The sequence below is a fragment of the uncultured Henriciella sp. genome (assembly GCF_964005855.1).
Lineage (GTDB): Bacteria > Pseudomonadota > Alphaproteobacteria > Caulobacterales > Hyphomonadaceae > Henriciella.
Genome location: NZ_CAXFSW010000001.1, coordinates 200794 through 224688, shown reverse-complemented (window position 1 = coordinate 224688; position 23895 = coordinate 200794). Strand labels below are relative to the sequence as shown.

26 protein-coding genes and 1 tRNA gene are annotated in these 23895 nt (G+C 57.6%); 8 read left to right on the top strand and 19 right to left on the bottom strand.

Annotated features, from left to right (window positions below):
- Position 1: 1 nt before the first annotated feature.
- The 3 genes from ABNU55_RS01040 to ABNU55_RS01030 form a co-directional block, all read right to left on the bottom strand.
- A complete protein-coding gene (locus ABNU55_RS01040) occupies positions 2-526 on the bottom strand; it encodes a GNAT family N-acetyltransferase (protein WP_290759217.1) in 525 nt (174 codons plus the stop codon).
- Between the two features lie 128 nt (positions 527-654).
- On the bottom strand, positions 655-924 hold the full coding sequence (gene rpmA, locus ABNU55_RS01035) for a 50S ribosomal protein L27 (RefSeq protein WP_290759214.1): 270 nt from the start codon (positions 922-924) through the stop codon (positions 655-657).
- A 39-nt stretch (positions 925-963) separates the two neighbouring features.
- Positions 964-1677 (bottom strand): 50S ribosomal protein L21, encoded by a 714-nt coding sequence (locus tag ABNU55_RS01030; protein ID WP_348764190.1) that lies wholly within the window; start codon positions 1675-1677, stop codon positions 964-966.
- A gap of 164 nt (positions 1678-1841) precedes the next feature.
- Here ABNU55_RS01030 and ABNU55_RS01025 point away from each other — a divergent pair.
- A tRNA-Ser gene (locus tag ABNU55_RS01025) sits at positions 1842-1931 on the top strand.
- A gap of 62 nt (positions 1932-1993) precedes the next feature.
- Positions 1994-2197 carry an Arm DNA-binding domain-containing protein gene (locus tag ABNU55_RS01020; RefSeq protein ID WP_348764189.1) on the top strand — a complete coding sequence of 68 codons (204 nt, stop codon included), beginning with the start codon at positions 1994-1996 and terminating at the stop codon, positions 2195-2197.
- A gap of 98 nt (positions 2198-2295) precedes the next feature.
- Here ABNU55_RS01020 and ABNU55_RS01015 read toward each other — a convergent pair whose 3' ends face one another.
- Positions 2296-2826 carry a helix-turn-helix domain-containing protein gene (locus ABNU55_RS01015; RefSeq protein ID WP_348764188.1) on the bottom strand — a complete coding sequence of 177 codons (531 nt, stop codon included), beginning with the start codon at positions 2824-2826 and terminating at the stop codon, positions 2296-2298.
- A 160-nt stretch (positions 2827-2986) separates the two neighbouring features.
- On the opposite strand from ABNU55_RS01015, the gene ABNU55_RS01010 reads away from it, so the two are divergent.
- The gene (locus ABNU55_RS01010) at positions 2987-3349 is read left to right on the top strand and encodes a darcynin family protein (RefSeq protein WP_348764187.1); all 363 of its coding nucleotides are present in this window, start codon (positions 2987-2989) and stop codon (positions 3347-3349) included.
- Between the two features lie 88 nt (positions 3350-3437).
- Positions 3438-3587 carry a hypothetical protein gene (locus ABNU55_RS01005; protein ID WP_290759203.1) on the top strand — a complete coding sequence of 50 codons (150 nt, stop codon included), beginning with the start codon at positions 3438-3440 and terminating at the stop codon, positions 3585-3587.
- Between the two features lie 38 nt (positions 3588-3625).
- Here the strand turns inward: ABNU55_RS01005 and ABNU55_RS01000 are convergent, their stop codons facing one another.
- Complete coding sequence (locus ABNU55_RS01000; protein ID WP_290759201.1) at positions 3626-4807, bottom strand: acyl-CoA dehydrogenase family protein; 1182 nt, start codon at positions 4805-4807, stop codon at positions 3626-3628.
- 348 nt (positions 4808-5155) lie between these two features.
- Between ABNU55_RS01000 and ABNU55_RS00995 the strand changes: the two genes are divergently transcribed.
- Complete coding sequence (locus tag ABNU55_RS00995; protein WP_290759198.1) at positions 5156-6454, top strand: CoA transferase; 1299 nt, start codon at positions 5156-5158, stop codon at positions 6452-6454.
- 266 nt (positions 6455-6720) lie between these two features.
- Here the strand turns inward: ABNU55_RS00995 and ABNU55_RS00990 are convergent, their stop codons facing one another.
- The 4 genes from ABNU55_RS00990 to ABNU55_RS00975 form a co-directional block, all read right to left on the bottom strand.
- On the bottom strand, positions 6721-8043 hold the full coding sequence (locus tag ABNU55_RS00990; RefSeq protein ID WP_290759195.1) for an MFS transporter: 1323 nt from the start codon (positions 8041-8043) through the stop codon (positions 6721-6723).
- 286 nt (positions 8044-8329) lie between these two features.
- Entirely contained in the window at positions 8330-9088 is a 759-nt protein-coding gene (locus ABNU55_RS00985) for an enoyl-CoA hydratase-related protein (protein ID WP_290759192.1), read from the bottom strand.
- Positions 9089-9143: 55 nt separating this feature from the next.
- Entirely contained in the window at positions 9144-10274 is a 1131-nt protein-coding gene (locus ABNU55_RS00980) for an acyl-CoA dehydrogenase family protein (protein ID WP_348764186.1), read from the bottom strand.
- A 153-nt stretch (positions 10275-10427) separates the two neighbouring features.
- The gene (locus ABNU55_RS00975; protein ID WP_290759186.1) at positions 10428-11333 is read right to left on the bottom strand and encodes a VOC family protein; all 906 of its coding nucleotides are present in this window, start codon (positions 11331-11333) and stop codon (positions 10428-10430) included.
- Between the two features lie 436 nt (positions 11334-11769).
- On the opposite strand from ABNU55_RS00975, the gene ABNU55_RS00970 reads away from it, so the two are divergent.
- Complete coding sequence (locus ABNU55_RS00970; RefSeq protein ID WP_290759183.1) at positions 11770-12507, top strand: TetR/AcrR family transcriptional regulator; 738 nt, start codon at positions 11770-11772, stop codon at positions 12505-12507.
- A 25-nt stretch (positions 12508-12532) separates the two neighbouring features.
- Here the strand turns inward: ABNU55_RS00970 and dmpG are convergent, their stop codons facing one another.
- From dmpG to ABNU55_RS00955, 3 genes are read right to left on the bottom strand one after another with little or no spacing between them, the layout of a single operon-like run.
- The gene (gene dmpG / locus ABNU55_RS00965) at positions 12533-13561 is read right to left on the bottom strand and encodes a 4-hydroxy-2-oxovalerate aldolase (protein ID WP_290759180.1); all 1029 of its coding nucleotides are present in this window, start codon (positions 13559-13561) and stop codon (positions 12533-12535) included.
- Positions 13561-14502 (bottom strand): acetaldehyde dehydrogenase (acetylating), encoded by a 942-nt coding sequence (locus ABNU55_RS00960; protein ID WP_290759177.1) that lies wholly within the window; start codon positions 14500-14502, stop codon positions 13561-13563. The genes dmpG and ABNU55_RS00960 overlap by 1 nt, the downstream gene beginning before the upstream one ends.
- Before the next feature lie 2 nt (positions 14503-14504).
- Positions 14505-15296, bottom strand: a complete 792-nt coding sequence (locus tag ABNU55_RS00955) for a fumarylacetoacetate hydrolase family protein (protein WP_290759175.1) — start codon at positions 15294-15296, stop codon at positions 14505-14507.
- 127 nt (positions 15297-15423) lie between these two features.
- Here ABNU55_RS00955 and ABNU55_RS00950 point away from each other — a divergent pair, with 127 nt between their 5' ends.
- Positions 15424-16194: an IclR family transcriptional regulator gene (locus ABNU55_RS00950; RefSeq protein ID WP_290759172.1), complete on the top strand. Its 771-nt coding sequence runs from the start codon at positions 15424-15426 to the stop codon at positions 16192-16194.
- Between the two features lie 19 nt (positions 16195-16213).
- On the opposite strand, the gene ABNU55_RS00945 is transcribed toward ABNU55_RS00950, so the two are convergent.
- From ABNU55_RS00945 to ABNU55_RS00935, 3 genes are read right to left on the bottom strand one after another with little or no spacing between them, the layout of a single operon-like run.
- Positions 16214-17230 carry an amidohydrolase family protein gene (locus ABNU55_RS00945; RefSeq protein WP_348764185.1) on the bottom strand — a complete coding sequence of 339 codons (1017 nt, stop codon included), beginning with the start codon at positions 17228-17230 and terminating at the stop codon, positions 16214-16216.
- A 59-nt stretch (positions 17231-17289) separates the two neighbouring features.
- Entirely contained in the window at positions 17290-17811 is a 522-nt protein-coding gene (locus ABNU55_RS00940) for an aromatic-ring-hydroxylating dioxygenase subunit beta (protein WP_290759168.1), read from the bottom strand.
- The gene (locus ABNU55_RS00935; RefSeq protein WP_290759167.1) at positions 17811-19100 is read right to left on the bottom strand and encodes an aromatic ring-hydroxylating dioxygenase subunit alpha; all 1290 of its coding nucleotides are present in this window, start codon (positions 19098-19100) and stop codon (positions 17811-17813) included. The genes ABNU55_RS00940 and ABNU55_RS00935 overlap by 1 nt, the downstream gene beginning before the upstream one ends.
- A 315-nt stretch (positions 19101-19415) precedes the next feature.
- Here ABNU55_RS00935 and ABNU55_RS00930 point away from each other — a divergent pair, with 315 nt between their 5' ends.
- A complete protein-coding gene (locus ABNU55_RS00930) occupies positions 19416-20141 on the top strand; it encodes a GntR family transcriptional regulator (protein ID WP_290759164.1) in 726 nt (241 codons plus the stop codon).
- Between the two features lie 58 nt (positions 20142-20199).
- Here the strand turns inward: ABNU55_RS00930 and ABNU55_RS00925 are convergent, their stop codons facing one another.
- The 4 genes from ABNU55_RS00925 to ABNU55_RS00910 form a co-directional block, all read right to left on the bottom strand.
- Positions 20200-21312 (bottom strand): acyl-CoA dehydrogenase family protein, encoded by a 1113-nt coding sequence (locus tag ABNU55_RS00925; RefSeq protein ID WP_290759162.1) that lies wholly within the window; start codon positions 21310-21312, stop codon positions 20200-20202.
- A gap of 11 nt (positions 21313-21323) precedes the next feature.
- On the bottom strand, positions 21324-22526 hold the full coding sequence (locus ABNU55_RS00920) for an acyl-CoA dehydrogenase family protein (protein WP_290759159.1): 1203 nt from the start codon (positions 22524-22526) through the stop codon (positions 21324-21326).
- Between the two features lie 242 nt (positions 22527-22768).
- Entirely contained in the window at positions 22769-22903 is a 135-nt protein-coding gene (locus ABNU55_RS00915) for a hypothetical protein (protein WP_290759157.1), read from the bottom strand.
- Between the two features lie 201 nt (positions 22904-23104).
- Positions 23105-23863 carry an enoyl-CoA hydratase-related protein gene (locus ABNU55_RS00910; protein WP_290759155.1) on the bottom strand — a complete coding sequence of 253 codons (759 nt, stop codon included), beginning with the start codon at positions 23861-23863 and terminating at the stop codon, positions 23105-23107.
- Positions 23864-23895 lie beyond the last annotated feature (32 nt).

The window sequence follows — 23895 nt, the reverse complement described above, 5'->3', positions numbered from 1 at the left end:
CTTAGCGCGTCTTTGGCCCGCGTACCATGAAGACATGATCGACGTCGCGGCCCCGGCCGAGACAGAAGAGAGGGGCATTGTGGCTTTTCCTGAAGCCGAGTTTTTCAAGCACCCGGCCTGAAGCCGGATTGTCCGCGAAATAGCCGGAGGTGAACTGCTTTGCCCCGCAGCTCTCCTCGAGCCATGAGACCAGGGCATGGCCAGCTTCGGTCGCAAGGCCCTGCCCCCAGAAAGGCGGCGCGAGCCAGTAACCGATCTCGAAAGGCGCCCCCTCATCCGAGCGGTGGGCCCCGATAATACCGGCAAAGTCGCCCTCTTTCTCGATCGCGAAAACATGATGGAGGTCCCGCGCCCTTCCCCGCGCCACGGCTTCCAGCCACCTGGTCGTGACCTTGACCGTCTGACCGGGTGCGATCCGCGCGACCTTCTCATAGATGCGCGGGTCATTGACGCAGGCCGTGATGGCGGGCGCGTCGCTCACAAGCGGCGGACGCAGGCGCAGACGCTCGGTCCTGATCTCCTCCATCACTCATCATTCCTTACCGCCAGCACAATATGCGCATAGAAAAAGGGGAGACAGGCGCCCTGTCTCCCCTTCGAACCTTTTCAAGGTCTGCTCAAGGCCAGCGGCACGCGGCCGCTGTTGCAGCAGCCTTATTCGGCAGCGTCCGCTACTGGCACGACCGACACATACTGGCGATCACCGCGCGACCGCTTGAACTCGACGCGGCCTTCTTCAAGCGCGAAGAGCGTGTGGTCCTTGCCCATGCCGACATTCTTGCCTGCATAGGTCTTGGTGCCGCGCTGGCGGATGATGATATTGCCCGGGACCACGTGCTGGCCGCCGAACTTCTTCACGCCAAGGTATTTCGGGTTTGAATCGCGACCGTTACGTGACGAACCGCCTGATTTCTTGTGTGCCATGAGGGCGCTCCTTGATCTTGATGAAGCCTATAACAGACTTCAGGCGTCTTTTGCCAGTTGCTTGGCCTGCTTGACCCATTCGTCGCGCTCGATGCGGCCACCGAGACCGGCTTCGTCGTCAAGCTCCTGGGCCTGCGTCTTGTTGAGGTCTGCGACCTGCCAGAAGTGGAAGATGCCCGCAGCGTTAAGCTTCTTCTCCATGGCCGGGCCGACGCCCGAGATCTTTTTCAGATCGTCAGCCTTGCCGTCTGCCTTTTCGAGGCGGCCGCGCTCATCGGTCTTGGCCCTGGCAGCTTTTGCCTCTGCCTTGGGCGCAGCTTCCGTCTTGGGAGCGGCCTCTTTCTTGGCGGCAGGTGCTTCAGCCTTCTCAGCCGGCTTGGCTTCGGCCTTCGGGGCCTCTTCCTTCTTCGGCGCAGCGGCCTTCTTCGCCGGGGCTTTCTTGCCGTCGGTCAGGATCGAGGTGATCGTGACAACGCTCTCAAGCTGGCGATGGCCTTTCTTGCGGCGATAGGTGTTGCGCTGACGCTTCTTCATGATCAGCTTCTTGTCGCCCTTTTGCTGGGCGGCAATTTCACCGACGACGCTTGCGCCATCAACGACAGGCGAACCGAGCGTGACGGACTTTCCGTCGCCCAGCATCAGCACGTCGAAGGTAACGTCAGCGCCAGCATCGGCAGCGAGTTTCTCGACAACAATCTGGTCGCCTTCAGCAACCTTGTATTGTTTGCCACCAGTCTTGATGACCGCGAACATGGCCTCATCCTTCCGGAAGGTGAATTAGTTGAGTGTCCGCACGCGCACGGCGCCGGACATGAAGGCGCGGATAAACACTATCGACCCGCTCATGTCAAACCCTGTCCTGCATGAATCCGGGGGCTTGCATGCACCGCGGCCCCACGCTATCTCCCCGCCCCTACGGAGAGGTGCTAGAGTGGTTGAATAGGACGGTCTCGAAAACCGTTGAGCGCGCAAGCGCTCCGAGGGTTCGAATCCCTCTCTCTCCGCCACCGGCCTTTTCGAGGTCCTCCAATCACCTCCAGATTTGTGCGGAAAGCTTTATAATTCCGCTGTGTCTGCGAACGGCCGCAAAAGCTGGCGCTACAAATACCGCTTCGAAGACAAGGAGCGCTTACTGACGCTAGGTGCATACCCCGAGGTGTCGTTGGCCAATGCTCGCGAGAAGCGCGACGAGGCGAAGAATATCCTAAGAAATGGTCGAGACCCGAGGCACAGCGCAAAGCGCAAAGCGCAGTCAGCTGATTGGCAGGAATGATTCGGCAGGGTCGTTCGAGGAGATGGCCCGCGAGTGGCATGCTTTGCAGGTCGCACGCTGGAAGCCGGTGCTCGCCCGGACGGAAGCTATAAGCAGCTTCAAGCGGACATTGAGAGGTAACCGAGTACAGCTCGGCGAACCCGCGCCGCAAGCGCTTCCTGGTTGCGCTCACCTCGCTCACCGGCGGCATCGATCATCCCCCGCATGATCGCTGCGACGTCGCCCGTGGCAGCCGCCATGTCCGGCTGCTGGGGGAAGTCCGGGCGAGTAAGGATTTCAGCAACGATGGTCGTGAACATCGATCGTACGAGTTGGGTCCCGGCATCCAAGGGCAGGCGAGCTTCCTCGAAATCGAGTAGCCGCGCCAGTCGAGGGCGTCGGAGCTGGTGCCGCACGGCAGCGTGAATCACGGCATCGAGCGCTTCGTGCCCCCCAGCCACCAGGCAAGCGGCTTCGGCGTCTTCGACAAGGCGGCCCGTTTCACGGGCGATCAGCGCGCCGAGCAGCGCATCCTTGTCGGGGAAATACTGGTACAAGGTGCCGATACTGACCCCGGCCAGGTCGGCGACGGCGTTGGTATTGAACCCGCCATGTCCCTGCTCCTCCAAAATGCGAGCAGACGCTTCCACGATCGCGTCTACTGTATGCCGTGCACGCGCCTGTCTCGGCTGTTTGCGAGGGCGTGCACGCTGATCGGCGGTCTGTGCTGTCATCGAAGCCAATGCGAGTATAATAACTGAGCAGATGCTCATATCCTAGCGACATCAATCAACGACGCAAGGATGCATCATGAATACTCAGACCGCCCAGTTCGACTCCGCACTCACCACGTTCTTCATGGTCAAGACCTCGCCGGAATGGCTGGGTTTCTCGTTCGAGACGCGCCTGTCACATGCGCGCGAGACGTTTCAGCCTATCCTCGACGAGTTCAGGGGGCGCGTTCGGCTGAACTGGTATGATGTGGAGTTCTACACGGCCAAGATCAGCGACATCTGGATGATCGAATCGAAGGACCATCACAGCTACCAGCTCTTCTGCGAAAAACTGCGCGAGACACCCTTCTGGGATCGCTTCTTCCTGGTGCAGGACATCTTCCCCGGGGAGCTGAACGCCTGGGCGAAAAATTACGAAGTCGACGCATTGCAATCGTAGCTGCCGTGGCAGCGTGTCGAGGAGCCAGCGACCGGCAGGACCCAATGTGTGGTCCCGCCGGTGTGCTGCATATATGACGAGCCCTTCCTTGGGCGTTAGATCGTCCTCGATCTCTATTGCGATCAACCTCCCCTCCGCGAATGCGGTCTATGGGAATGAGGTCGGTGGATGGGCGATGGCCTGGCGCGCGGCCGAACTTATTCTACAGGATACCAAGACCGCAGAACTTGCAAAATAGTTTCGAACAAATCCGGGCAGGCAGGTCACAGCCGCCATTCAGTCGGCGGATGACTGTCTCGCAAGTTCCGCCTTTTTGATCTTTTTCGCTAGTGACCATTTGTGCACTTCTGTCGGCCCATCATAGATGCGGAAGGCGCGGACTTCGCGGAAGAGCTGCTCAACGATCGTGTCCTGGCTGACACCCATGCCACCCATCACCTGCACGCAGCGATCAGCCACCCGGAACAGGGCTTCTGAAACGGCGACCTTTGTCATCGAGCTTTCAACGTTTCCGTCCTCGCCGCGGTCCAGCGCATCCGCGCACCAGTCGATCATCAGCGCAGATTGCTGCAGGTCGATCTTGTTCTCTGCCAGCATGAAACCGACGCCTTCATGATCGACCAGCAGCTTGCCGAAGGCCTGGCGCTTGCACGCATATTCGGTCGCGATTTCCTGCGCCCGTGTCGCCACGCCATGCCAGCGCATGCAGTGCGACAAGCGCGCCGGTGCAAGCCGGATCTGCGCATAACGGAAGCCCTCGCCTGGATTGCCCAGCATGTCGGAAGCCGGCACGCGCAGATTGTCGATGATGACTTCGGAATGCCCGCCCGGCATGGAGCTGTCGATCGTGTCGAGAACACGCTCAATCCGGATCGCCTCATTCGGCAGGTCGACGAGGAACATGCAGGCCCCTTCGTCCGACTTCGCCATCACGATCCCGACCTTTGCGCCCTCGGCGCCGGTGATGAACGTCTTGCTGCCATTGATGACCCAGTGATTACCGTCCTGCTTCGCAGTGGTCTTCATCATGGACGGATCCGAGCCTGCCCCGTTATCGTCGACAGGTTCTGTCATGAAAAATGCCGAGCGCGCCTCACCTGAGACAAGCGGCTTCAGGAAGCGCTCATGCTGCTCTGGCGTCGCGGCCTTGCCCAGCAGGAACATGTTGCCTTCATCCGGCGCCCCTGTATTGCACGCTACCGGGCCAAGCGGTGACAGGCCCGTCTTCTGCAGCACATAGGCCGTGCCGCGTTGGGAAAGATGTGAGCCGTCGTCCAGAAGATGCGGCGTCATCACACCCGCGGCGCGCGCTTTGTCCCGGAGCTCCTTGACCAGGTCTTCGCTTGGGCCGTGGTTTTCGAGTCGCGGATCGCGCTCATATGGCGCCACCACATCGCGGACAAATGCTTCAACCCGGTCGCCAATCTGCCTGGCAATCGCTTCATCTGGATAGGCCAACGCTACACCTCTTCAAATTCCAAAATTTTGGCTCGTCCCAAAACCAGTCTGACAAAAACAGCAGACCGCTCCACTTCCCATTATTCCTTCAATCTCACCGGCGCCTCGCGCGAAAAGACTGCCATCGTCAGCGTCAAATCAAATAATACATTTGTTTCCGCACAGGCTGTTCCACTTGGTCAGCTATAAAGCCAGGCTCTGTCCCGCGCACGCCCCCCAGTTGCGAGAAATGAAAATCTTCCAATTATTAAAGCAGAAATTCTCGAATCTGCGCTGGTTGCGTCATGGTAAAATCTTCCTCGCTACCGATTGAGCTCTAGACCACGCCCCAGACTTAATGTAGTACATTTGTACTATAAATCTGCAAGCTGCATTTTTCTAGCGAGCTTTTGCGGACAACAAACGAACGCCTTCACGGCGGATAAAGGGAGACCAATGATGAACGAACGCAACGATAGCGGCCGGCAGGCCGAGAGCGGCCCGTGTGCCGGACTTCGCGTCATCGAGATTTCGACCATGGTGTCCGGCCCGTTCGCTGGGCAATTGCTGGGAGATCTCGGTGCGGAAGTGATCAAGATCGAGACCACTTCTGGTGACCCCATGCGGGCCAACCAACCGTCATATGACGGGATGTCCGCCTATTTCTCCCTCTTTAATCGTAACAAGCAAAGCATCTGCGTCGACCTCAAATCAGAAGAAGGCCGATCCATCGCGGCCGACCTGATTGCGGGCGCCGATGTGGTACTGGAAAACTTCCGGCCCGGAACGATGGAGCGGCTTGGCCTCGGCTACGAAACCCTTCGCAAGGACAATCCGGGCCTCATCTATGCTGGCCTGTCAGGCTTTGGAACTGACGGCCCCTACAAGGACAAGCCCGCCTACGACCACGTCATTCAGGCGATGAGCGGCGCAATGTCTGTTATGGGCTCTCCGGATAACCCCGTGCCCATTCATCACATCATCGCGGACAAGGTAGCCTCGATCATGACCTGCAACGCCATCCTTGCGGCTCTGCTTCATCGCGAGCGCTCCGGCGGTGCCGGGCAGAAAGTCTCCACCTCCCTGATGAAGGCGTACGCCGCATTCCTGATGCCAGATCTGCTGAACAATCACATGTTCCAGACAAAGGAAGTACACAAGATCCCTAACATCAAGATCCATCATCCGCTGCGCGTGAAGGATGGAAGCGTGATGGGGCACGTGCAGCTTGACCACCAGTTTCAGGCGCTCTGCAAGATCTTCGGGCGCGAAGACCTGATCGAGGACAAGCGCTACAACTCGCCTTGGGCGCGTATCGTCAACTATGCCGACTTCTGGAAAGAGCTCGAAGAACCAGCGTCCAGGATGATGAAAGCGGAACTCATCGCACTGGCCGATGAACATGGCATCCCCCTGGCGCCGGTGAACACAGTAGAAGAGTTCATGGAAGACCCGCAAGCTGTCTATTCCGGGTGCTTCATCGACACCGAAGACCCGGAATTCGGCCAGATGCGTACGTCCGGCTTCTTTGCCGACTTCGAAACCTCACGGCCTTCTGTTCGGATGCGGGCGCCGAAACTCGGTGAACACACAAGAGAAGTTCTGGAGGCACTCGGGAGGACCGAAGAACAAATTGAAGCAGCGCGAAAAGCCGGGACGATCGGCTGAGCGCACCCCCAATGCACGACAGGTCATGGTTGACCGTGAGCGCGCCCCCGATCGAAGATCTCCGACCCGAAGAGCAAAGTCTTCTTCGGCACTATCTCGACGCGGCCAGTGCCCCAGGCATGGATGTCTATTCCTTTGATCAGGCTTGGCCGATCTAGCGTCGGCAGATGGCCCATGAGGTGCTTGGGGCACTGGCACTTTCCGACGCCAAGCCGTATCAGACCAGCCATGCCGTTCGCTCTCGTCGCGCGCACGGGCCAGCAGCCCTAGTCTTGATCTTCACCGAGTGAAGACCGGCTGATCGCGAGAAGCGAGAGCGCAATCAGGAACGGGGTGGTAAGCAAGCAAATCCAGGCCAGTCCGACCCCAAGCGAGTGCTCACCCCCATCAATCAATGCGCCAAGCTCAACGGCGACAAGCGGACCAAGCCCGTAACCCAGCAAAGCGATGATGAGAAGATTGACGGCCGCCAGCCGCGCTCTCATCCGGATCGGTCCGGATTGCTGATATGCGATCGGCGGAATGACGGGGAACGCCGATCCGAACAGGATCCCGATCCCAAGGCAGACATACAGCACTGTCCCGCCAGAAAAGATGCCCATCGCAAAGGCGGGACCGGAAACACAGGCTGCGATCAACAGCACCGTTGCGCCACCGCGGTTCTTCCATCTCCGGTCTATGGCCATCGCCAGCTGCGGCCAGAAGAAATTACCAATCAGACCTGTCGGCACACCAATCCAACCGAGCATGTATCCCGCTTGCGACAGGGTGAGTTCTTCTTCACGCACAAGAAATGTCGGCAACCAGGTGATGACGGCCAGGCTGAAGAAACAATAGACCCCCGCGACCGTAAGCAAGGGGACGAAAAATAAAGCGCGCTGGCGAATGTAGCCGAAGAAGGCGCGCCAGGATGAGTAATCCTGGCCGATTTTGAGAGATTCCCCTCTCGGTGGATTGGCTGCCGTAAACAGGAACACGATGGCGAGCACGACGCCCGGAAGACCGACAAAGATGAATGTGAGCTGCCAAGGCGCAAGACCTGTCGCCGCGCTTATGCTCGCGGCGAAGTCATAGGCCATGGCGCCTGCCATGTACGAGCCAATCGACATGAAACTGCCCACTGACAGGTAAACCGACATGGGCAGGCTGCGCTTTTCCTTTAGGAACAGGTCAGCGATCAATGAAACTGCGGCCGGCGTGAGGACAGCCTCACCGAGCGCCACACCGCAACGAAGGATTAGCAGGCTCCAAAAGCCGCCCGCAAAAGCGGAAAGCACCGTCGCTACGCTCCAGACGCCAACCCCGAGCGCGACCACCATTCGCCTGTCACGGGTATCGACCAGTTGCGCCAGCGGCAGGCCCCCGAATGAATAGACGAGCGCAAACCCAAGACCGAGGAGAAGCGCAAGCTGCCTGTCCGCCAACCCGAGCGACTGGCCGACAGGCTCCGCCATTAGCGCAAGAATGCTGCGATCAATAAAAGAGAGGATGAAAAGAAGGGTGAGCAGACCAACCGTGTACCAGGCGTGCCGCATTGACGGCCTCAATATGGAAACGGGTTTGCCAGCGGCCAGAGCTTCGCTTGTCATCTTTTTTCCTCAACCTTTCGCCGGCATGGAGTGCTTCAAACACCCTCTGGTCTCGGGCCGCCGCTACAGCCAGTCGCGTGCGTTGCCTGCAGCACGGCTTTCACCCTCGGCCTCGACGATTTTTGCCTTATCAATTTGTTCTGGAAACGGTATTGGTATTGCCAATAACGGTCAAGCAAGCGTTTTAATTTGCTGTTTGATACATACCGACTAACAGACGGGCTTTACGGCAGAAAACAAAATCATTTGTTTTATTTCTGACGAGCATCAGACAGTATTGCCCCCATCAACTTTTCGGTTTGCTGCCGCCCACATGTCCGAACTGCAGGTCACCCGACGACAAGCCAGTGTTTGCCTCTTCCGCGAGCTGTCTTTCGAATTCGAGGGCGCCTTCAAGTGTGCGCAGACTGTTGCCGTCGATGAGCGCCTTGGTCTGGGCCGCCATGCGCGGCGCTCCAGCCAGTATCAATCGAGCCATGGCGCGCGCTGAATCAAGGAGATCGCGGTCCGGCACCACCTTGTTCACCAGCCCCCAATCTGACGCCTCTCGCGCATGGAGGGCGCGCCCGGTAAGCTCGAGCTCCTTGGCCCTGTAAATGCCGATGGCGCGATGAAGGCGTGCGCTGAGACCCCAGCCAGGCAACAGGCCGACGCGCGAATGCGTATCCACAAACCGCGCAGATTCCGCCGCGATGATGATGTCGCACGCCACCGTTATCTCAAAACCGCCCGTCGCGACGGCCCCCTGCACGGCAGCAATGACTGGCCCGGGCCATTCGGCAATCGTTTTGGACGGATTGAAGCCCGATATCGCTTCGGCGCCGTGCTGCTTCAGCATGTCGACATCCAGCCCGGCACAGAAATTCCGCCCTCGGCCTGTCAGGATAACCACCTCCACAGACGGGTCGGCTGCAAACTCCGCCATGCAGTCCTCGAACTCCCGAAGCATCTGCGGAACGATCGAGTTCATGCTGGCCGGACGATTGAACGCGATAGTGGCAACGCCTTCCTCGCGTTCGACCTCTATTGCCTCGAATGTCTTCATGTCCGCACTCGCTCTTTCGATCACCGAAGATGTACTTCGCCTTGCCTTGACCCGCTTAACCCTTCAGCGAACGGCCGATCACGAGTTTGAGAATTTCGGACGTTCCCCCGTAAATCCGCTGGACACGCGCATCACGCCACATGCGAGCAATCGGGTACTCTTCCATATAGCCGGCACCGCCATGCAGCTGCAGGCACCTGTCGAGAGCAGTCCACTGGGTTTCGGTGTGCCAGAGCTTTGCTGCGGACGCTTCCACAGCCGTCAGCTTGCCCGCCACATGGCGATTGATGGCCCAGTCCAGGTGCGACCAGCCGACCTGAAGAGATGTCGCGATATCGGCAAGGACGAACTGCGTGTTCTGAAAGTCGAAGACAGATTGCCCAAACGCCTGACGATCCTTTGTGAATGTGATGGTATCATCCATAGCGCGCTGCATGCTGGCCTGGCCCATGATTGCCTGAGACAGGCGCTCCTGCGGCATCAAGGTCATGATCGCGGCGAAACCACGCCCTTCCCCGCCAATCATCGCGTCAGCCGGAACGCGCACCTCATCGAAGAAGAGTTCGGACGTATCGGCCGAATGCTGGCCGATTTTGTCCAACTTGCGACCCCTGGAGAAACCTGCGCAGTCCGCATCGACAATGAGCAGACTGACGCCCTTTGCACCAGCATCCGGATCGGTTTTGGCGGCAACAATGATAAAATCTGCCAATTGTCCGCTCGAAATATAGGTTTTCGCGCCGCTGATGATGTAGTCGTTTCCGTCACGAACAGCTTTCGTCCGGATGGACTGCAGATCAGACCCGGCAACAGGCTCCGTCATGGCGATCGCGGAGATCAGTGAGCCGTCGACCATTCCTGGCAAGTATTTTCGCTTCTGCTCTTCTGTCCCCAGATGGACGAAGTAGTCCGCGATGATGTCTGACTGAAGCGGCAGGCTTGACGTGGACCCGGCATAGGTAAGCTCCTCCGTCACGATCGCGTTGTAGGAGAAGTCCAGTCCGGGACCGCCATAAGCTTCCGGAACTGTGGGGCAAAGCAATCCGGCCTCACCCGCGGCTTTCCAGAAACTGCGCGGGGTCAGGCGCTCCTGTTCCCAAGCATCGAGGTCCAGCTCCGACGCGAAAAACCGGCGCACGGAGTCGCGGAATATGGTGTGGGTGTCAGTCTGGCCGAGGCGGTCCATTGGGATGGGCATATGGCAGGTCAGCTTTCGTTGGGCTTTTCCGGGAAAACGGTATTGGGCCGCGCGCAAAGGCGCACTCCGCAGTGACCCGCACCAACGACTGTCGGCACGGGCGCTTCGCTGGGTGAACCGATAAGGGCCTAAGCCCGGGTCTTATTTGAGCGGCTCGACAACGCCGACTTTCGCCATTCTGGAGTCGGGCGTCCCCTCCCAATAGTCGATGGACTCCAGCGAGGCTGGCAGGTCGCGCGCCTCCCTTGGAGAATCCTCCGGAAACTCTTCCATGCCGAAGCTGTACTCCACGGTCATGCCATCAGGGTCGAGGAAGTAGATGAAAACTGACTCCGATGGCGGGTGCTTACCAATGCCAAATACAATCGGCACATCCGCCTTTTTCATGCGGTTGTTCGCCTTGCCGATATCCGCCATTTCCGTGACCATGAAATTGATGTGGTTGAGACCAGCATTCTTGGCCGCCCCAACACCGAAGGAGTGGTGATACGGATTAGGGAAGCACCGCATGAAGGTGACCATGCCGTCAATCCGGTCCGATACGCGGAAATTCATCTCATCCAGGAGGAATTTCTCCGTGGCGTTTCGGTCGGGACTGCTAAGCACAAGGTGCCCGAGGCGCGCGATATTTGTGTGCGTTGTTTCGTACGCAGAAGGCGCTGGCGCCATATCGCTATAGAATTCGAACGTCACGCCAGTCGTCGGTTCGGACATACGAAAGGCTTTGCCTATGCCAAGGTCAGCCTGCTCTTCAGAGCTTACATCGATGCACTCAATGCCAAGTTCGTCGAAATGCTGTCTGGCCGCTTCAAGCGCCTTGTCGCTTTCCATCTGCCAGGCGACACGCTTGAGGGCAGGTTCAGATCCTCGATAGATGACCAGGTCGTGGTGGCGATCGCTGCACCGAAAAAATGCGCGCTCACCTTCCGGTTCATCGTCCATTTTCAGGCCGACAAGAGTTTCATAGAAATGGGTAGACTTCTCCAGATCCGTCACCGTTAGCGCAATGTAGCCCAAACGCCTGTACCTGATCTCATCAATGCTCACAGTCTATCTCCTCAAAATACCTGGCGGATCGAAGCCGCTCCGAGTCGGATCGCTCAACGCGACCGAACAACGATTAGAACACTTGTATAAATTATATGTCCTAAAAGGTGAAGGATCAAATTTGCCGACGAGGGAAATTAGCGACCATCAACCTGCAGGGCTTCGGCCCATTATCTGCCGCGCGCCCCAGGTGCGGCGAAACCTCGCGATTGCCTGTACAGACTAAACTTCCAGGCCTGTTTGGGGACCAGTCGCACTCTATAGGCGTTGTAAGCGCCGGACTGATCTGCAAGCATGTAGGCCATGTTAGCCTTGCCTTTGGGCACAGACGCTCGGCCACAATAGATCAAACGGTTGAACTTGTGCGCCGCAACATAAGGTGCAAGAAACCATTTATGAACTACATATCGATTCAAAAGCGACAGGGTTTCACCGGATGATTTCAGACATCAGCGACTTGGACACAAAAGTCAGGATCAAAATTTGTGCCCGCAGATTGTTTGCCGAACGTGGTGTGGAAGCCGTGACAGTTCGCGAGATCGTCGCAGCATCCGGCGCAAAGAATGGCGGCTCCCTCAACTACTACTTCAAGTCGAAAGAGGGCCTGATCATGGAACTGCTCGCAGATGTGTTTCGCGACAGCAGCGACGGTTGGCTTGAAGCTTTGTCAGACCTGCAACGCACAGGGGGCCCCAGAAGCGTCCGGGACATCGTGACCATTCTGGTTCGCTGGCCTGAAGACCACTCCAAGCAGGAAGATCCCTCGCCAACGGCAAACCGTTTTCTCAACAGCCTTCTCAGCACGCGGCGCAAGATGGTTCGCGATTTCCTTGAAAAGGGCAACTTTTCGGTATTCGCGCAATTGCTACGCTATATTCGTGAGCTGAAGCCCGACCTTCCACAAACCGTCATGGAGCAAAGGCTGATCTACTTCTCCTGGTACATCATATCAGCCCGAGCTGCCCACGAAAGTTATGTTGCCTCTGGCAAGAAGAACCCGATCTGGGAAGGCTACGATCCGCTTGAGAATCTGATCGATTGCGGCGTCGGGCTGATTGAGGCGCCATGTACGGTGACAGAGAAGCAAAGTGCTGCTGTCACCAGAACAAAGTCGAGCGCAAACAAGACCCAAGCCCGCTCGCGAGCTCTGGACGCAGCCTTTCCGTCGTCCTGACGACTGACGGAAACGCTTGCTTGCGCTAGGACTTCTGACCTGCAAGATCCAGCGCCACATCAACGATCATATCTTCCTGCCCGCCCACCATGCGGCGGCGGCCCAGCTCGACCAGTATCTGACGCGTGTCGAGCCCGTATTGGGTAGCAGCCTTCTCCGAGTGCCGGAGGAAAGAGGAATACACGCCAGCATAGCCCAGCGAGAGTGTTTCACGGTCCACTCGAACAGGACGATCCTGCAGCGGACGCACAAGTTCTTCAGCCGCATCCATAAGCTTGAAGAGATCACAACCATGCTTCCATCCCTTCCGGTCGGCGGCCGCGATGAACACTTCGAGAGGCGCGTTGCCAGCACCCGCGCCCATGCCGGCGAGCGATGCATCGATCCGGACAGCACCGTTCTGGGCGGCAACGATCGAGTTTGCCACACCGAGTGACAAGTTATGGTGCGCATGCACGCCGCGCTGGGTCTCTGGTTCAAGCACCCTGTCATAGGCCTGAAGACGCGCAATGAAGCCATCCATGTCGAGCGCACCGCCGCTGTCGGTCACATAGACGCACTGTGCGCCATAACTCTCCATCAGCTTTGCCTGCTCGGCCAGGTGCTCCGGTTCGGTCATGTGGCTCATCATCAGAAAGCCAGACGTATCCATGCCAAGTTCGCGCGCGGTTTCAATGTGCTGCCTTGAGACATCGGCCTCCGTGCAATGCGTCGCGACCCTGACCGACCTTACCCCCAGCTTATAGGCGTGTTTAAGTTCTTCGATCGTGCCAATTCCTGGCAGCAGCAGAGTGGTCAGCTTAGCATTCTTGACGCCATCCGCGACCGCTTCAATCCACTCCCAGTCCGTGTGAGCGCCAAAGCCGTAATTGAAGCTCGATCCATTCAGACCATCGCCGTGGGCGATCTCGATCGCATCGACACCGGCGTCATCGAGTGCTGTTGCGATCTTACGAACGTGGTCGAGGCCGTACTGATGCCGGATCGCATGCATGCCGTCGCGAAGCGTCACATCCTGAATGTAAAGCCTGTCGGTCTTCGGGTCGAATGCCATCAGACGGCCTCCCTTTCCTGCCGGCGCACGGCAATCTTCTCGGCGGTCGCAAGGCCTGCAGAGGTCATAATATCAAGATTGCCCGCATAGGCAGGCAGATAGTGGGCGGCGCCCTCGACCTCGAGGAAGACGCTGGTCTTGATGCCTTCGAATTCCCCGAGCCCCGGTATCCGCACCCGGTCGTTTGACCCGAAGCGCTCAAACTGGACCTTCTGCTTCAGCCGGTAGCCAGGCACATAAGCGTTCACCTTCTCTACCATCTTCGTGATAGCCGCTTCGATCTCGGCCTCTTCGGCACCGCTCGACAGGGTGAAGACAGTATCGCGCATGATCATCGGCGGTTCGGCCGGGTTCAGGATGATGATGGCCTTGCCCTTGCCTGCCCCACCAACCTGTTCAATGCCTGCAGACGTCGTCTCTGTGAATTCGTCGATATTCGCACGCGTGCCAGGCCCCGCAGAACGCGAGGAGATCGACGCCACGATCTCTGCATAGTGGACTTTCGCGACCGACGAGACAGCCGCAACGATCGGTATCGTGGCCTGGCCACCGCAAGTGACCATATTCACGTTTGATGCATCGAGATGGTCCTCGCCATTCACGACAGGAATGACGTATGGGCCAATTGCTGCCGGGGTGAGGTCGACCATCACCTTACCGGCTTTGGTGACCACCTCGTTGTGGCGCTTGTGCGCGCCAGCGGAGGTCGCATCAAACACGATCCCGATCTCGGGCCAGACGTCGAGCTTGGTTAGCCCATCAATTCCTTCATGGGTCGTTGCGATCTTCAGGCGCTTAGCGCGTGCCAGGCCATCCGACTCCGGGTCGATGCCGACCATCGCGCCCATTTCGAGGACGTTCGACTTACGCATGATCTTGATCATCAGGTCGGTCCCGATATTCCCAGAACCGATAATTGCGACTTTCGTCTTGTTAGACATGTCTATCCTTTCACGTACTCGAACTGACAAGTTCCAAGTCCGCCAATTTTCGCCACGACTTTGTCGCCCGGGGTCAACGCTACCATCGGCCCTAAAGCACCCGTGAGAACGACATCGCCTGCTTTCAGATGCTCGCCTTGGGCCGTGAGCGTGGAGGCCAGCCATGCGGCGGCCTCGAGCGGATGCCCGAGGCAAGCAGCTCCGGCGCCGAGCGAGGCGATCTCGCCGTTGATTTCCATGACCATGCCGCACGTGTAGAGATCGAGATCTTCCACTGCGTGTGAAGCATCTCCCAGAACGAAGAAGGCCGACGAGCCATTATCGGCAACGGTGTCAGCGAATGTTATTTTCCAATCCGATATACGGCTGTCCACAACCTCGATGGCCGCCGCCACCTGCCCTGTCGCAGCGAGCACATCAGCGCGCGACACGGACTCGCCACGCAGGTCCGATTTCAGGATAATTGCAATCTCGGCCTCGGCCTTGGGCTGGATGCATGAGACAGACCAAAGCGTTCCACCATTCGGCACCTGCATATCGTCAAAGAGTACACCAAAATCGGGTTGATCGACGCCCAGTTGCTGCTGAACGGATTTCGCCGTAAGCCCAACTTTTCGGCCGACAATTTTCCGACCCGACGAGCTCCAGATACGCGTGTTTACGGCCTGAATCGCGTAGGCGCCCTGCACATCGGTCGGCGAGAGCACGTCACGCAGCGGAGCCACTGTTTCGCCGTTATAGGCGTCTCTCAGTCGCGCTGCTGCTGATTCATATTGCCCCTTATCGGACGCCATTTAGCACAATCCCTCACATTTTCCCGGGTGCGGACCAGCCCAGATTTAGATAAGCGTTTTAAATTTTGTATTCGCTATTTTCAATCAACTTGAACCGTGTAATTCTCACGATACGGGAGAAAGCACTTTGCCTAGATCCAACGCCACATCCCTCGAAAAGGCCCTTATTCTTTTGAAGGGCATTGTCGTTGACGGAGGTCAAACACCGTTCAACGAAGTCGCGTCATCATTGGATTTACCACCGTCCACGTCGTATCGCATGGTCTCTCAACTGGTCGAGGCCGGCTTCGTCAATCGATACGGGCCAAACCAGTATGGGCCCGGTCTCCCAGCAGCCCTGCTTTACCGTCGCTGCGATGTTGCCAGGCTTCTTGCGCGCATAGGGAAACCAGTTCTGAAACAATTGGCCTCCGAAACAGGGCTCACATCACACCTCGGTGTTCTTGAGAACGGCATGGTGACCTACAAGGTCCGGATCCCCGGCAAAGCCCCCCGGGCAGCGACGTTCACGCGCGAAGGCATGCAACTTGAAGCCTACTGCTCGGGGGTTGGTAAAGTCCTCCTCGCCGGGCTGAGCGACGAGGCGCTGGAAGACTATCTGGATGAAGGCGATTTCGTTCCCCTGACACCACGCACACTGGTCGCTCCGTCCGCCCTGCGACAGAACATCCTGAATATTCGCAGAACCGGCATCGCTATCGATGATCGAGAAGTCAGCGAAGACATGGTCTGTATTGCGGTACCGGTCACTGGCCCGATGGGTGAAACCGTAGCCGCAGTCTCGGTGTCCATGCCTTTTGGCAAGGGGGCCCCGAATCACGACCCGCTGTCATTCCGGCCCTTCCTGGAGAAATGTTCAAAAGCTCTGGGCGCTTTCCTCGGCGCGTCCCAGCCCTAGACGAGCCGAAAAGGCGGCTTCACCCGGTCCAGGGCTTGGCGATCTGCTCATTGAGGAATTTCTCCGCAGCCAGCCATTCCAAACTCTCAAGTTCGGCAGGCGAAAACGACGGATTTGAAATGAAGCGCGCCGGATCCTGTTGCCGAATCTGATAGGGATAGTCGGTGCCGACGAAGATGTGACCTGGCGACACTTTGCGAACAAGATACGAGAGATAGTCGGAATCCAGAACATTGCTGTCAAAGAACATCTTTTGCAGGGTTTCGCTCGGGGCTTCCTGCATGCGGCCTCCATACCCATCCGTAGCGTGCCAGCCGGTGTTCATACGACCGATGATTGATCCGATCGCCCCACCTCCATGACTGAACGCGATCCGGAGACCGGGAAAACGGTCCAGAACCCCGTTCATGGCGATCGAGGCTGCCGCCATTGCGACATCGATCGGAAAATAGACAAAAGCCGTATCGACCGGCGGCACTGCTGCGGCCTTGGCCGCAACAGGGTGCAAAGCGTGCACAAAAATCGACAAGCCAAGCGCTTCGGCCTCGGCATAGAAACCGTCGAAAGACGGGTCACCGAGCATTTTTCCATTAATGTTGCTGCCCAGTTCGACGCCGGACAGGCCAAACTGATCTTTCAAGCGCTTCAGATAACCGGTGGCCGCGGCTGGATCCTGGAGCGGCACGGCACCTAGACCTCGAAAACGGCCTGGATGTCTCGCAATCATGTCCGCTATCTGTGCGTTCACGGCATCGCAAAGCAGAACCGCATCGGCTGGGCTGTGCCAGTAGGCCAGCAACTCTGGCATTGGCGACAGCACCTGAACGGCCACACCGTCCCGGTCCATGTCCTCAAGCCGTCTCTCCGCGTCCCACGACCGGTCATCCAGCGGGCGGAATGGCTTGTCGCCGAGCATAAATGTGCCTGAAGCACGGCTCTGGCAGGACATGCATGGCCACCGCCCCGCCACGTCGCCGTTCGGCGCCGGCGGGTACTCGAATGGCGACACGTGGCAGTGAACATCAATGATAGGCACGGATTTGCTCCATAACCGGAAGGGTCTCGATTACTGCTGAATCCGGAATCCGGCGAGGCTCACAGAATGATGGTGACTTTGCCCTGGTCCCGGAGACTGTCAGACGCCAGGAATGTACGCTTGGACAGAATTTTCAGCTTACCGTCGATCGTTCTCAAAATGTAGTTGTGGTGACCGGCATAAGTGTCCGTGACATCGTTCTTCGCACGCTTGGTAATGAACCGGCAGGTCACATGCACGCCCTTTTCGTCACTTCCCGTAATGCGAACATTGGAGATCAGGTGAGACTGTATCGACCGGGGCCATTCGGCGTGAGCAGCCTTGTCCAGCATCCGCTTCACCCGGTGACCGAGACGGAAATAGTTGTCAGCAATGTAAAACAGGTCTTCAGCAGAATCTGCGGTATCCGGAGCACCCGCACGTGGAACTTCATAGACGGACTCCTCGGTGAAAAGGGCAAGCCACTCTTCCAGCCGCCACTCATCAAGCATCGCCGCCTCTTCAAAGAAGAAGTCTTCATATGCCGAACGTGACATTGGCTGCTCGACCGCCGCATTCGCAGCCTGATTTTGATTAGCCATTACTCGCCTCCCATCCTGCGATCCCACTCGCGCCAGAAACAACGCATCTGTTCTTCATCATCGGCCTTGAACGGCTCACCTTGGCCCCGTGACATCCCTCGCGAGATGTCGTTCCAGGGTGCCAGCTTATACGCAGCATAGCCGCGGTAAGCAGACTCCAGCGCCTCGACATCGTCCGGCGTCGCGAAACCACCCGGCCCAAGAAATTCAAGAAAGTTGTCGAGGCGGCGTTTGCGGAAATCACGCTTTTCTCCTTTGACCCCGAGCGCCCAGGCGGTGACATTCATCACACCGGGCTCAACTGGATAGAAGGTGCGGATCGTGATCGCCATGATGTCGTTGATGACAAGGTTCGGGAAAATGCCCGTATTGCGGCCGAGCTGACAGATCCGGTTGGCCCGTTCCGCTCCGACGCGACTAACCACTTCCCGCTTGATTTCCTCGACTTCCGACTTGGCATTCTCGCCCCAAGCCGGGATCCATTTGGCCACCGGGCGCCCCCAAGGCGCGTCACCCTCAATCGAGGCGTGACCATTCTTGAGGTTCATGACATTGGTAACCTTGGGCATCTCGGCAGGTCCGCCGATCGCCTCGGTCAGATACTTGAAGTAAGTCTCATGCGTATCAAGCGCGTGGTAGCCGTCGTAACTGTTCTCCATGAGAAGCTTCCAGTTCGAACGGATACTGTACTTCTGCGCGCCACCGACGACCTCCATACCATCCGGGCCATGCTGGTCGATAAGATCGAATATGATCTTTGCATCAGCCAGATAGGAATCGAGCGAGTTTGCACCGTCATCATAATTGACGAAAAAGAAGTCCCGGTACTGCTCAAGCTTTACCGGAATCAGGTTGGCGCAGCCATCATGATTGAAATTTTCGGGATAGGTGCCCTTCTGATGGCGGGTCGCATAGTTGCCATTATTGTTGAAGGCCCAGCCGTGATAGAAACACTTGAATGCGATCGAGTTGCCAGACTCCTGGCGCTCCACCATGGCGCCCCGGTGCGGACAAGTGTTGAGGAAAGCATGAAACTCGCCTTTGCGATCGCGATTGAAGATCAGCTCCTTGCCGCCGACATTACGCGTGACGAAATCATTGGGGTTGGGCAATTCAGATGCATGACCAAGGAATAGCCAGCAGCGGTTGAAGATCTTCTCCCGCTCCATGTGCAGGATTTCCTCGTCGAGGAACGCCTTGCGATTGACCCTGAACAATCCGTTCTCGCGGTCATCGACCACCAAAGACGATTCGCGCGTTTTATTCTGAGTGACCATAGTATCTGGCATGCCAATCCTCCTGAGCCGCGTCCGTCCTGTTCATGCTCGAACGCTAATTTTTCCACTGGACCCCTACCGCAATTGCATTTTCCGGCTGACTTACGCGGAGACCTAATGGTATTACCAATGAATATTACTGGCAGCTGACGCTGTCAAACTAAAATATATGTTTTACACGCAAGGGATGGTCCGTCAATTCGCTGAGACGAATGAAATCTGGACAAAACGCGCTCTGCAGCTGACCGACTTTCGGGCTTGTGATAGCGGCTCTATCGAGAAAACTGTCCACGCTCCATCGGCAGAGAGGCCCTATCGGGATAAATCATGGCGCTACGTCTCTTCGAAGAAGTCTACAATTCCATTCGCCGCGACATGATGCGAGGCAAGCTCAAACCCGGCGACAAGCTCCCGTCCGAACGTGACCTGGCTGAGCAGCTCGGCGTCGGCCGGCCAGTTGTTCGTGAAGCCCTACGCGCGCTGGAAAATTCCGGCGTTCTGGAATTTCGAAAAGGGGCTAGTGGAGGCGCGTTTATACGCCGCGGCGATGGCCGGGCTGTCTCGCGCACTGTGAACGACCTGGTTTTTCTTGGGACATTGTCTCTCGACCAGCTCGCCGAAACGCGCAGCTGCCTGCTAGACCAGGCCGTACGTCTGGCTTGCAAACGTGGCACCAATGCAGATTTCGCGGCACTTGAAGCCAATATCGAACGCATGCGCGTGGCGATCAAAGCTGAAGATGTAGAAACCTCGATCTTTGAGATTATGGACTTCTACTCGCTCTTGGGAACGGCCGCCAAGAATGACGTTCTGACTGTCATGATCGGCTCCCTCTCGGAGATCATCGCACAAATCCTCCTCGCCCTCAGGCCCGAGCATCTAACTGATCTGGTGACAATGCGGCTGGAAGTTCTGGACGAGATCAAGAGCGGCGATGCGGACGCAGCTTCAGCAGCTATGGCAGCCCACATGGAGGTGCTGCACAATTACGTGGTTGAAAAGTCCGACAACCTGCACGCGCTGAACCTTCAACCGTTCGACACCAAGGCCTGAACGAAAAAGCGGGCAGCCTGCAAGCCGCCCGCCTCCTAACAAGTCCAACCTCGTCGCCTTATGCGGCTTTCTGCTCCAGCATGCGGACCACCTGCTCCCGCTGGGATGCTGGTGAACCGAGCAACTCGGCATTACACCGCGCGCGCTTGTAATAGAGATGGTTTTTCATTTCCCAAGTGAAGCCAATGGCACCGAAAACCTGAATGTTTCGGTGCGTCGCTTCCTTGTAGTGTTCACTTGTATAACTCTGCGCCATGGCCGCAGCGAGGCTGCCCTCGCCGTCATCCTCTGAAAGGGCCCACGCCGCGTATTGCACGAGGGCGTTTGCGCCTTCAGCGGACCCGGCAATGTTGGCAAGCTGGTGCTTGATAGCCTGGAAGGCGCCGATCGGCCGGCCAAAAGCAATCCGCTCCTTGGCGTAGGTGACCGCATCGTCGAGCACCATGCGGATTCCCGCTGCGCTTTCGGCCGCAAGGACAAGATACATACGGTCGCGAACCCAAGGCCAGACATCGTCGCTGCTTTGCTCAAGTCGCTCGGCCGCGACATCATTCAGGACGACCTTACAGACCTGACGCGTGATATCGCGCCATTGCAGGACTTCGATTTCGACACCAGCCGCGCTGCGATCAATGACGAAATAGTCCTTGCGACCATCAAGAAGCGCCGAGACCACAATATGGTCGGCTGAGGCAGCATCGACGACAAACGATTTTGTGCCCGAGAGACGGACCCCATCGCCGGAGGCTTTCGCCGTCACATCGCTGTCCATATTGTCGTATGAACCAGTTTCGTCAGCCACTGCGAGGGCCAGCTTCAGACCTTCCGCGAGCTTCGGCAGAAGGTCAGATTTCTGCGCTTCAGAGCCCGCTTTTTCTATGGCCCATGCACCGGCCAGCGTCCCGAACAGGGGCGATGGAGCCAATGCGCGCCCGGTCTCACCGATGATCATGATCAGATCGACATAATCCATGCCCAGGCCGCCATAGGCTTCCGGCACAGTGATAGCGCTCCAGCCAAGCTCGACAATCTTGTCCCAGAGCTGATCGTAACCGGCATCGGATACGTCAGCACCCGGCCGAAGCAGCGGCGACAGGTCGACCTGTTCGTCGACGAACTTTGCGGCAGAATCCCTCAGGAATTCGTGGTCTTCACTCAATGCGAAATTCATCTCGGGATCCTCTATTCAGCTGCTTTGGCCAAACCGCCGGAGAGCTCCGAAAACGGCACTTTTGCGGTCGGGTCGGAATCGCGTGGCAGCCCCAGAACACGTTCTGCAACCACGTTCAGCAGCACTTCCTGCGTGCCGACACCGAGCGTGTTGGCGGGACTGAACCAGTAGGCATAATCCCAGTTGGAGAACATGCCCCACTTCTTGTTAGGCAAAGGCAACACATCCGGGTCGCGGATCATGCCGCTGGCGCCCTGCGAGCGCTTGGCGATGTCAGCCATTCTCTGACCATGCGGCGATGACATCATCTTCCCGGCGCTACCCTCGAAACCGGCGGGCGTACCATTGATGCGATTGGTCATGTTCCGGAAGGTCAGCAAGCGAAGGATCTCGCCTTCGATGTAGACCTTGGCAGCATCGTCACGCAGGAGCGGATCGCTGATCCGTCCCGTCTTGATCAGACCATCCATGAGATCTCTCGCCGTCGGGCCCATGCCCCAGACGACGCCGGGCTTCGTCATGCCGACGCGCTCGGTCTGGAGCTGCTCCATGACGATCCGCCAACCATCACCTTCGCGTCCAAGAAGCGCATCAGCCGGGATCTTCACGTTATCGAGGAAGACCTCGTTGTACTCATTCTTGTTGCCACTCATGTCGATGATCGGATTTACCGTGACACCCGGAGAGTTCATGTCGATGAGAAACACGCTGAGGCCCATATGCTTGGGCTTGCTGGGGTCCGTCCTGGCAACCAGCACGCCCACCGAGGCCTCATCCGCCACGGATGTCCAGATCTTGTGACCATTCACGATATAATGGTCGCCGTCACGCTTGGCCGTTGCACGCAAGCCACCGAGGTCAGATCCCCCGGACGGCTCGGAAAACAGCATGCACCAGATATCCTCGCAGGCCAGTGCGCCCGGCAGGAACTTTTGCCGCTGCGCTTCCGTGCCATGGGTCAGCAGGGACTGACCGCACTGATTGAGCGCGATCGCATTGATCGTATAGGGCAATTCAAGCCCTGCCCGCACGATTTCCTCGTCGATGATGAACTGCGTTTCGGCATCTGCCGACACACCCCAAGGCTCCGGCCAGTTTGACGCGGTCCAGCCCTGTTCCGCTAGCTGCGCGTAGGTCGGGTTCGGGTTCTTCTCGAACCACTCCCGCACCTTGATGCGCCGCGGATCATCTTCTCCCGGCAAATTGAAGTCCACAGTTTATCCCTCCGCTTTACATTTGTATCGACACGGTCTCGGAGCGACCGTTTCAACACGAAATCAAATTTCCACCAGCTCAATGCCCCAGCATATCTAGGCTGGCGGACAATTGAGGCTTGCAGACTCCTCAAAGCCAGCGAGCAAAGCCGACAGTGAGCATCCTCCATATTAGTGCAATTGTTTTAGATGGTGCGTCAAGGGGGCAGTGTTGCTAACCTTGCGTTACTCGCGCCGCTTTTTCATCGCGGCGCGCGCAGCATATCGCCCATGATGGTCTGCAGCTCGCTCAGAGACCCGCAGGTCCGCGCCATTGTGCTGAGGATATCAAGCTGTGGATCGCCATAATTGTTGCGCCCATCGCCAAGGATGATCACGGACGTATGTTGCCGCAGGGTGAGTTGCCTAATGACAATACAGCTCATCTGGAAGCCAGAACGGTGCCAACGGGGGCAATTCTTCCGGCACGAAGAGGTCACATTGTTGCGCTTGGAGGCGCCGGCCTCTCCGCTCCCTTCGGACGTTGGCCTCTCATTGGGGCAAGCCATCGACGACAAGCGGAGATGGGAATATCCAGATCACGCCTCTTTCGAAGATCGAGCAGCGAAGGCCTCAAAGGCTGCGATCGCATCGGCACTCTTCAATTGTTTTAGGAAGAGCGCGCGCTCCTGTTCTATCTGCTCGGCGACAGCAAATTGATCACGCATCAAGCGCTTTGTCGCCGCGAGTGCTTCAACAGACTTCTTGGCCAGCATTGCGGTCGCAGCTGCCGCCCGATCGCAAACTTTATCGACCGGAAGAACTTCGTTTACCAGTCCAAAATTGAGAGCGGATTCCGCGTCCATCGGTTCGCCGAGAGCAAACATTGCATAGGCGCGGACATGCCCAATTCTTTGCGGAAGTAACAATGTCGAAGCAGCCTCCGGCACCAGGGCCAGGTTTACGAATGGCGCGATAAGTGAAGCGTTGTCGGATATGTAGACAAGATCACAATGCAAAAGAAGCGTTGCACCGACGCCGACCGCATTTCCCTGAACAGCTGCAACGATCGGCTTAGCCTCACGCCCCAGTATTCGGATGAGCCGAAACGCTGCAGGCTCCTCTGAGCCACCCCCTGCGGAGAGTTCCATGAAGTCATGAAGATCGTTTCCAGCAGTGAAATAATCACCCTCTGCCCGAAGGAGGATAACACGTACTTCAGGATCATTCTCGGCCGCTTCGAAAATATCAGACAGGCGGTCATACATAGCCGCCGTCAATGAGTTTTTCTTTTCGGGCCGCGACAAAGTGATGGTGAGTACGTAGTTACTTGTCTCGCAGGAAATTGCGTCGATCATCTTTCTCTATGCCTTCTGATGCCATGGAAATA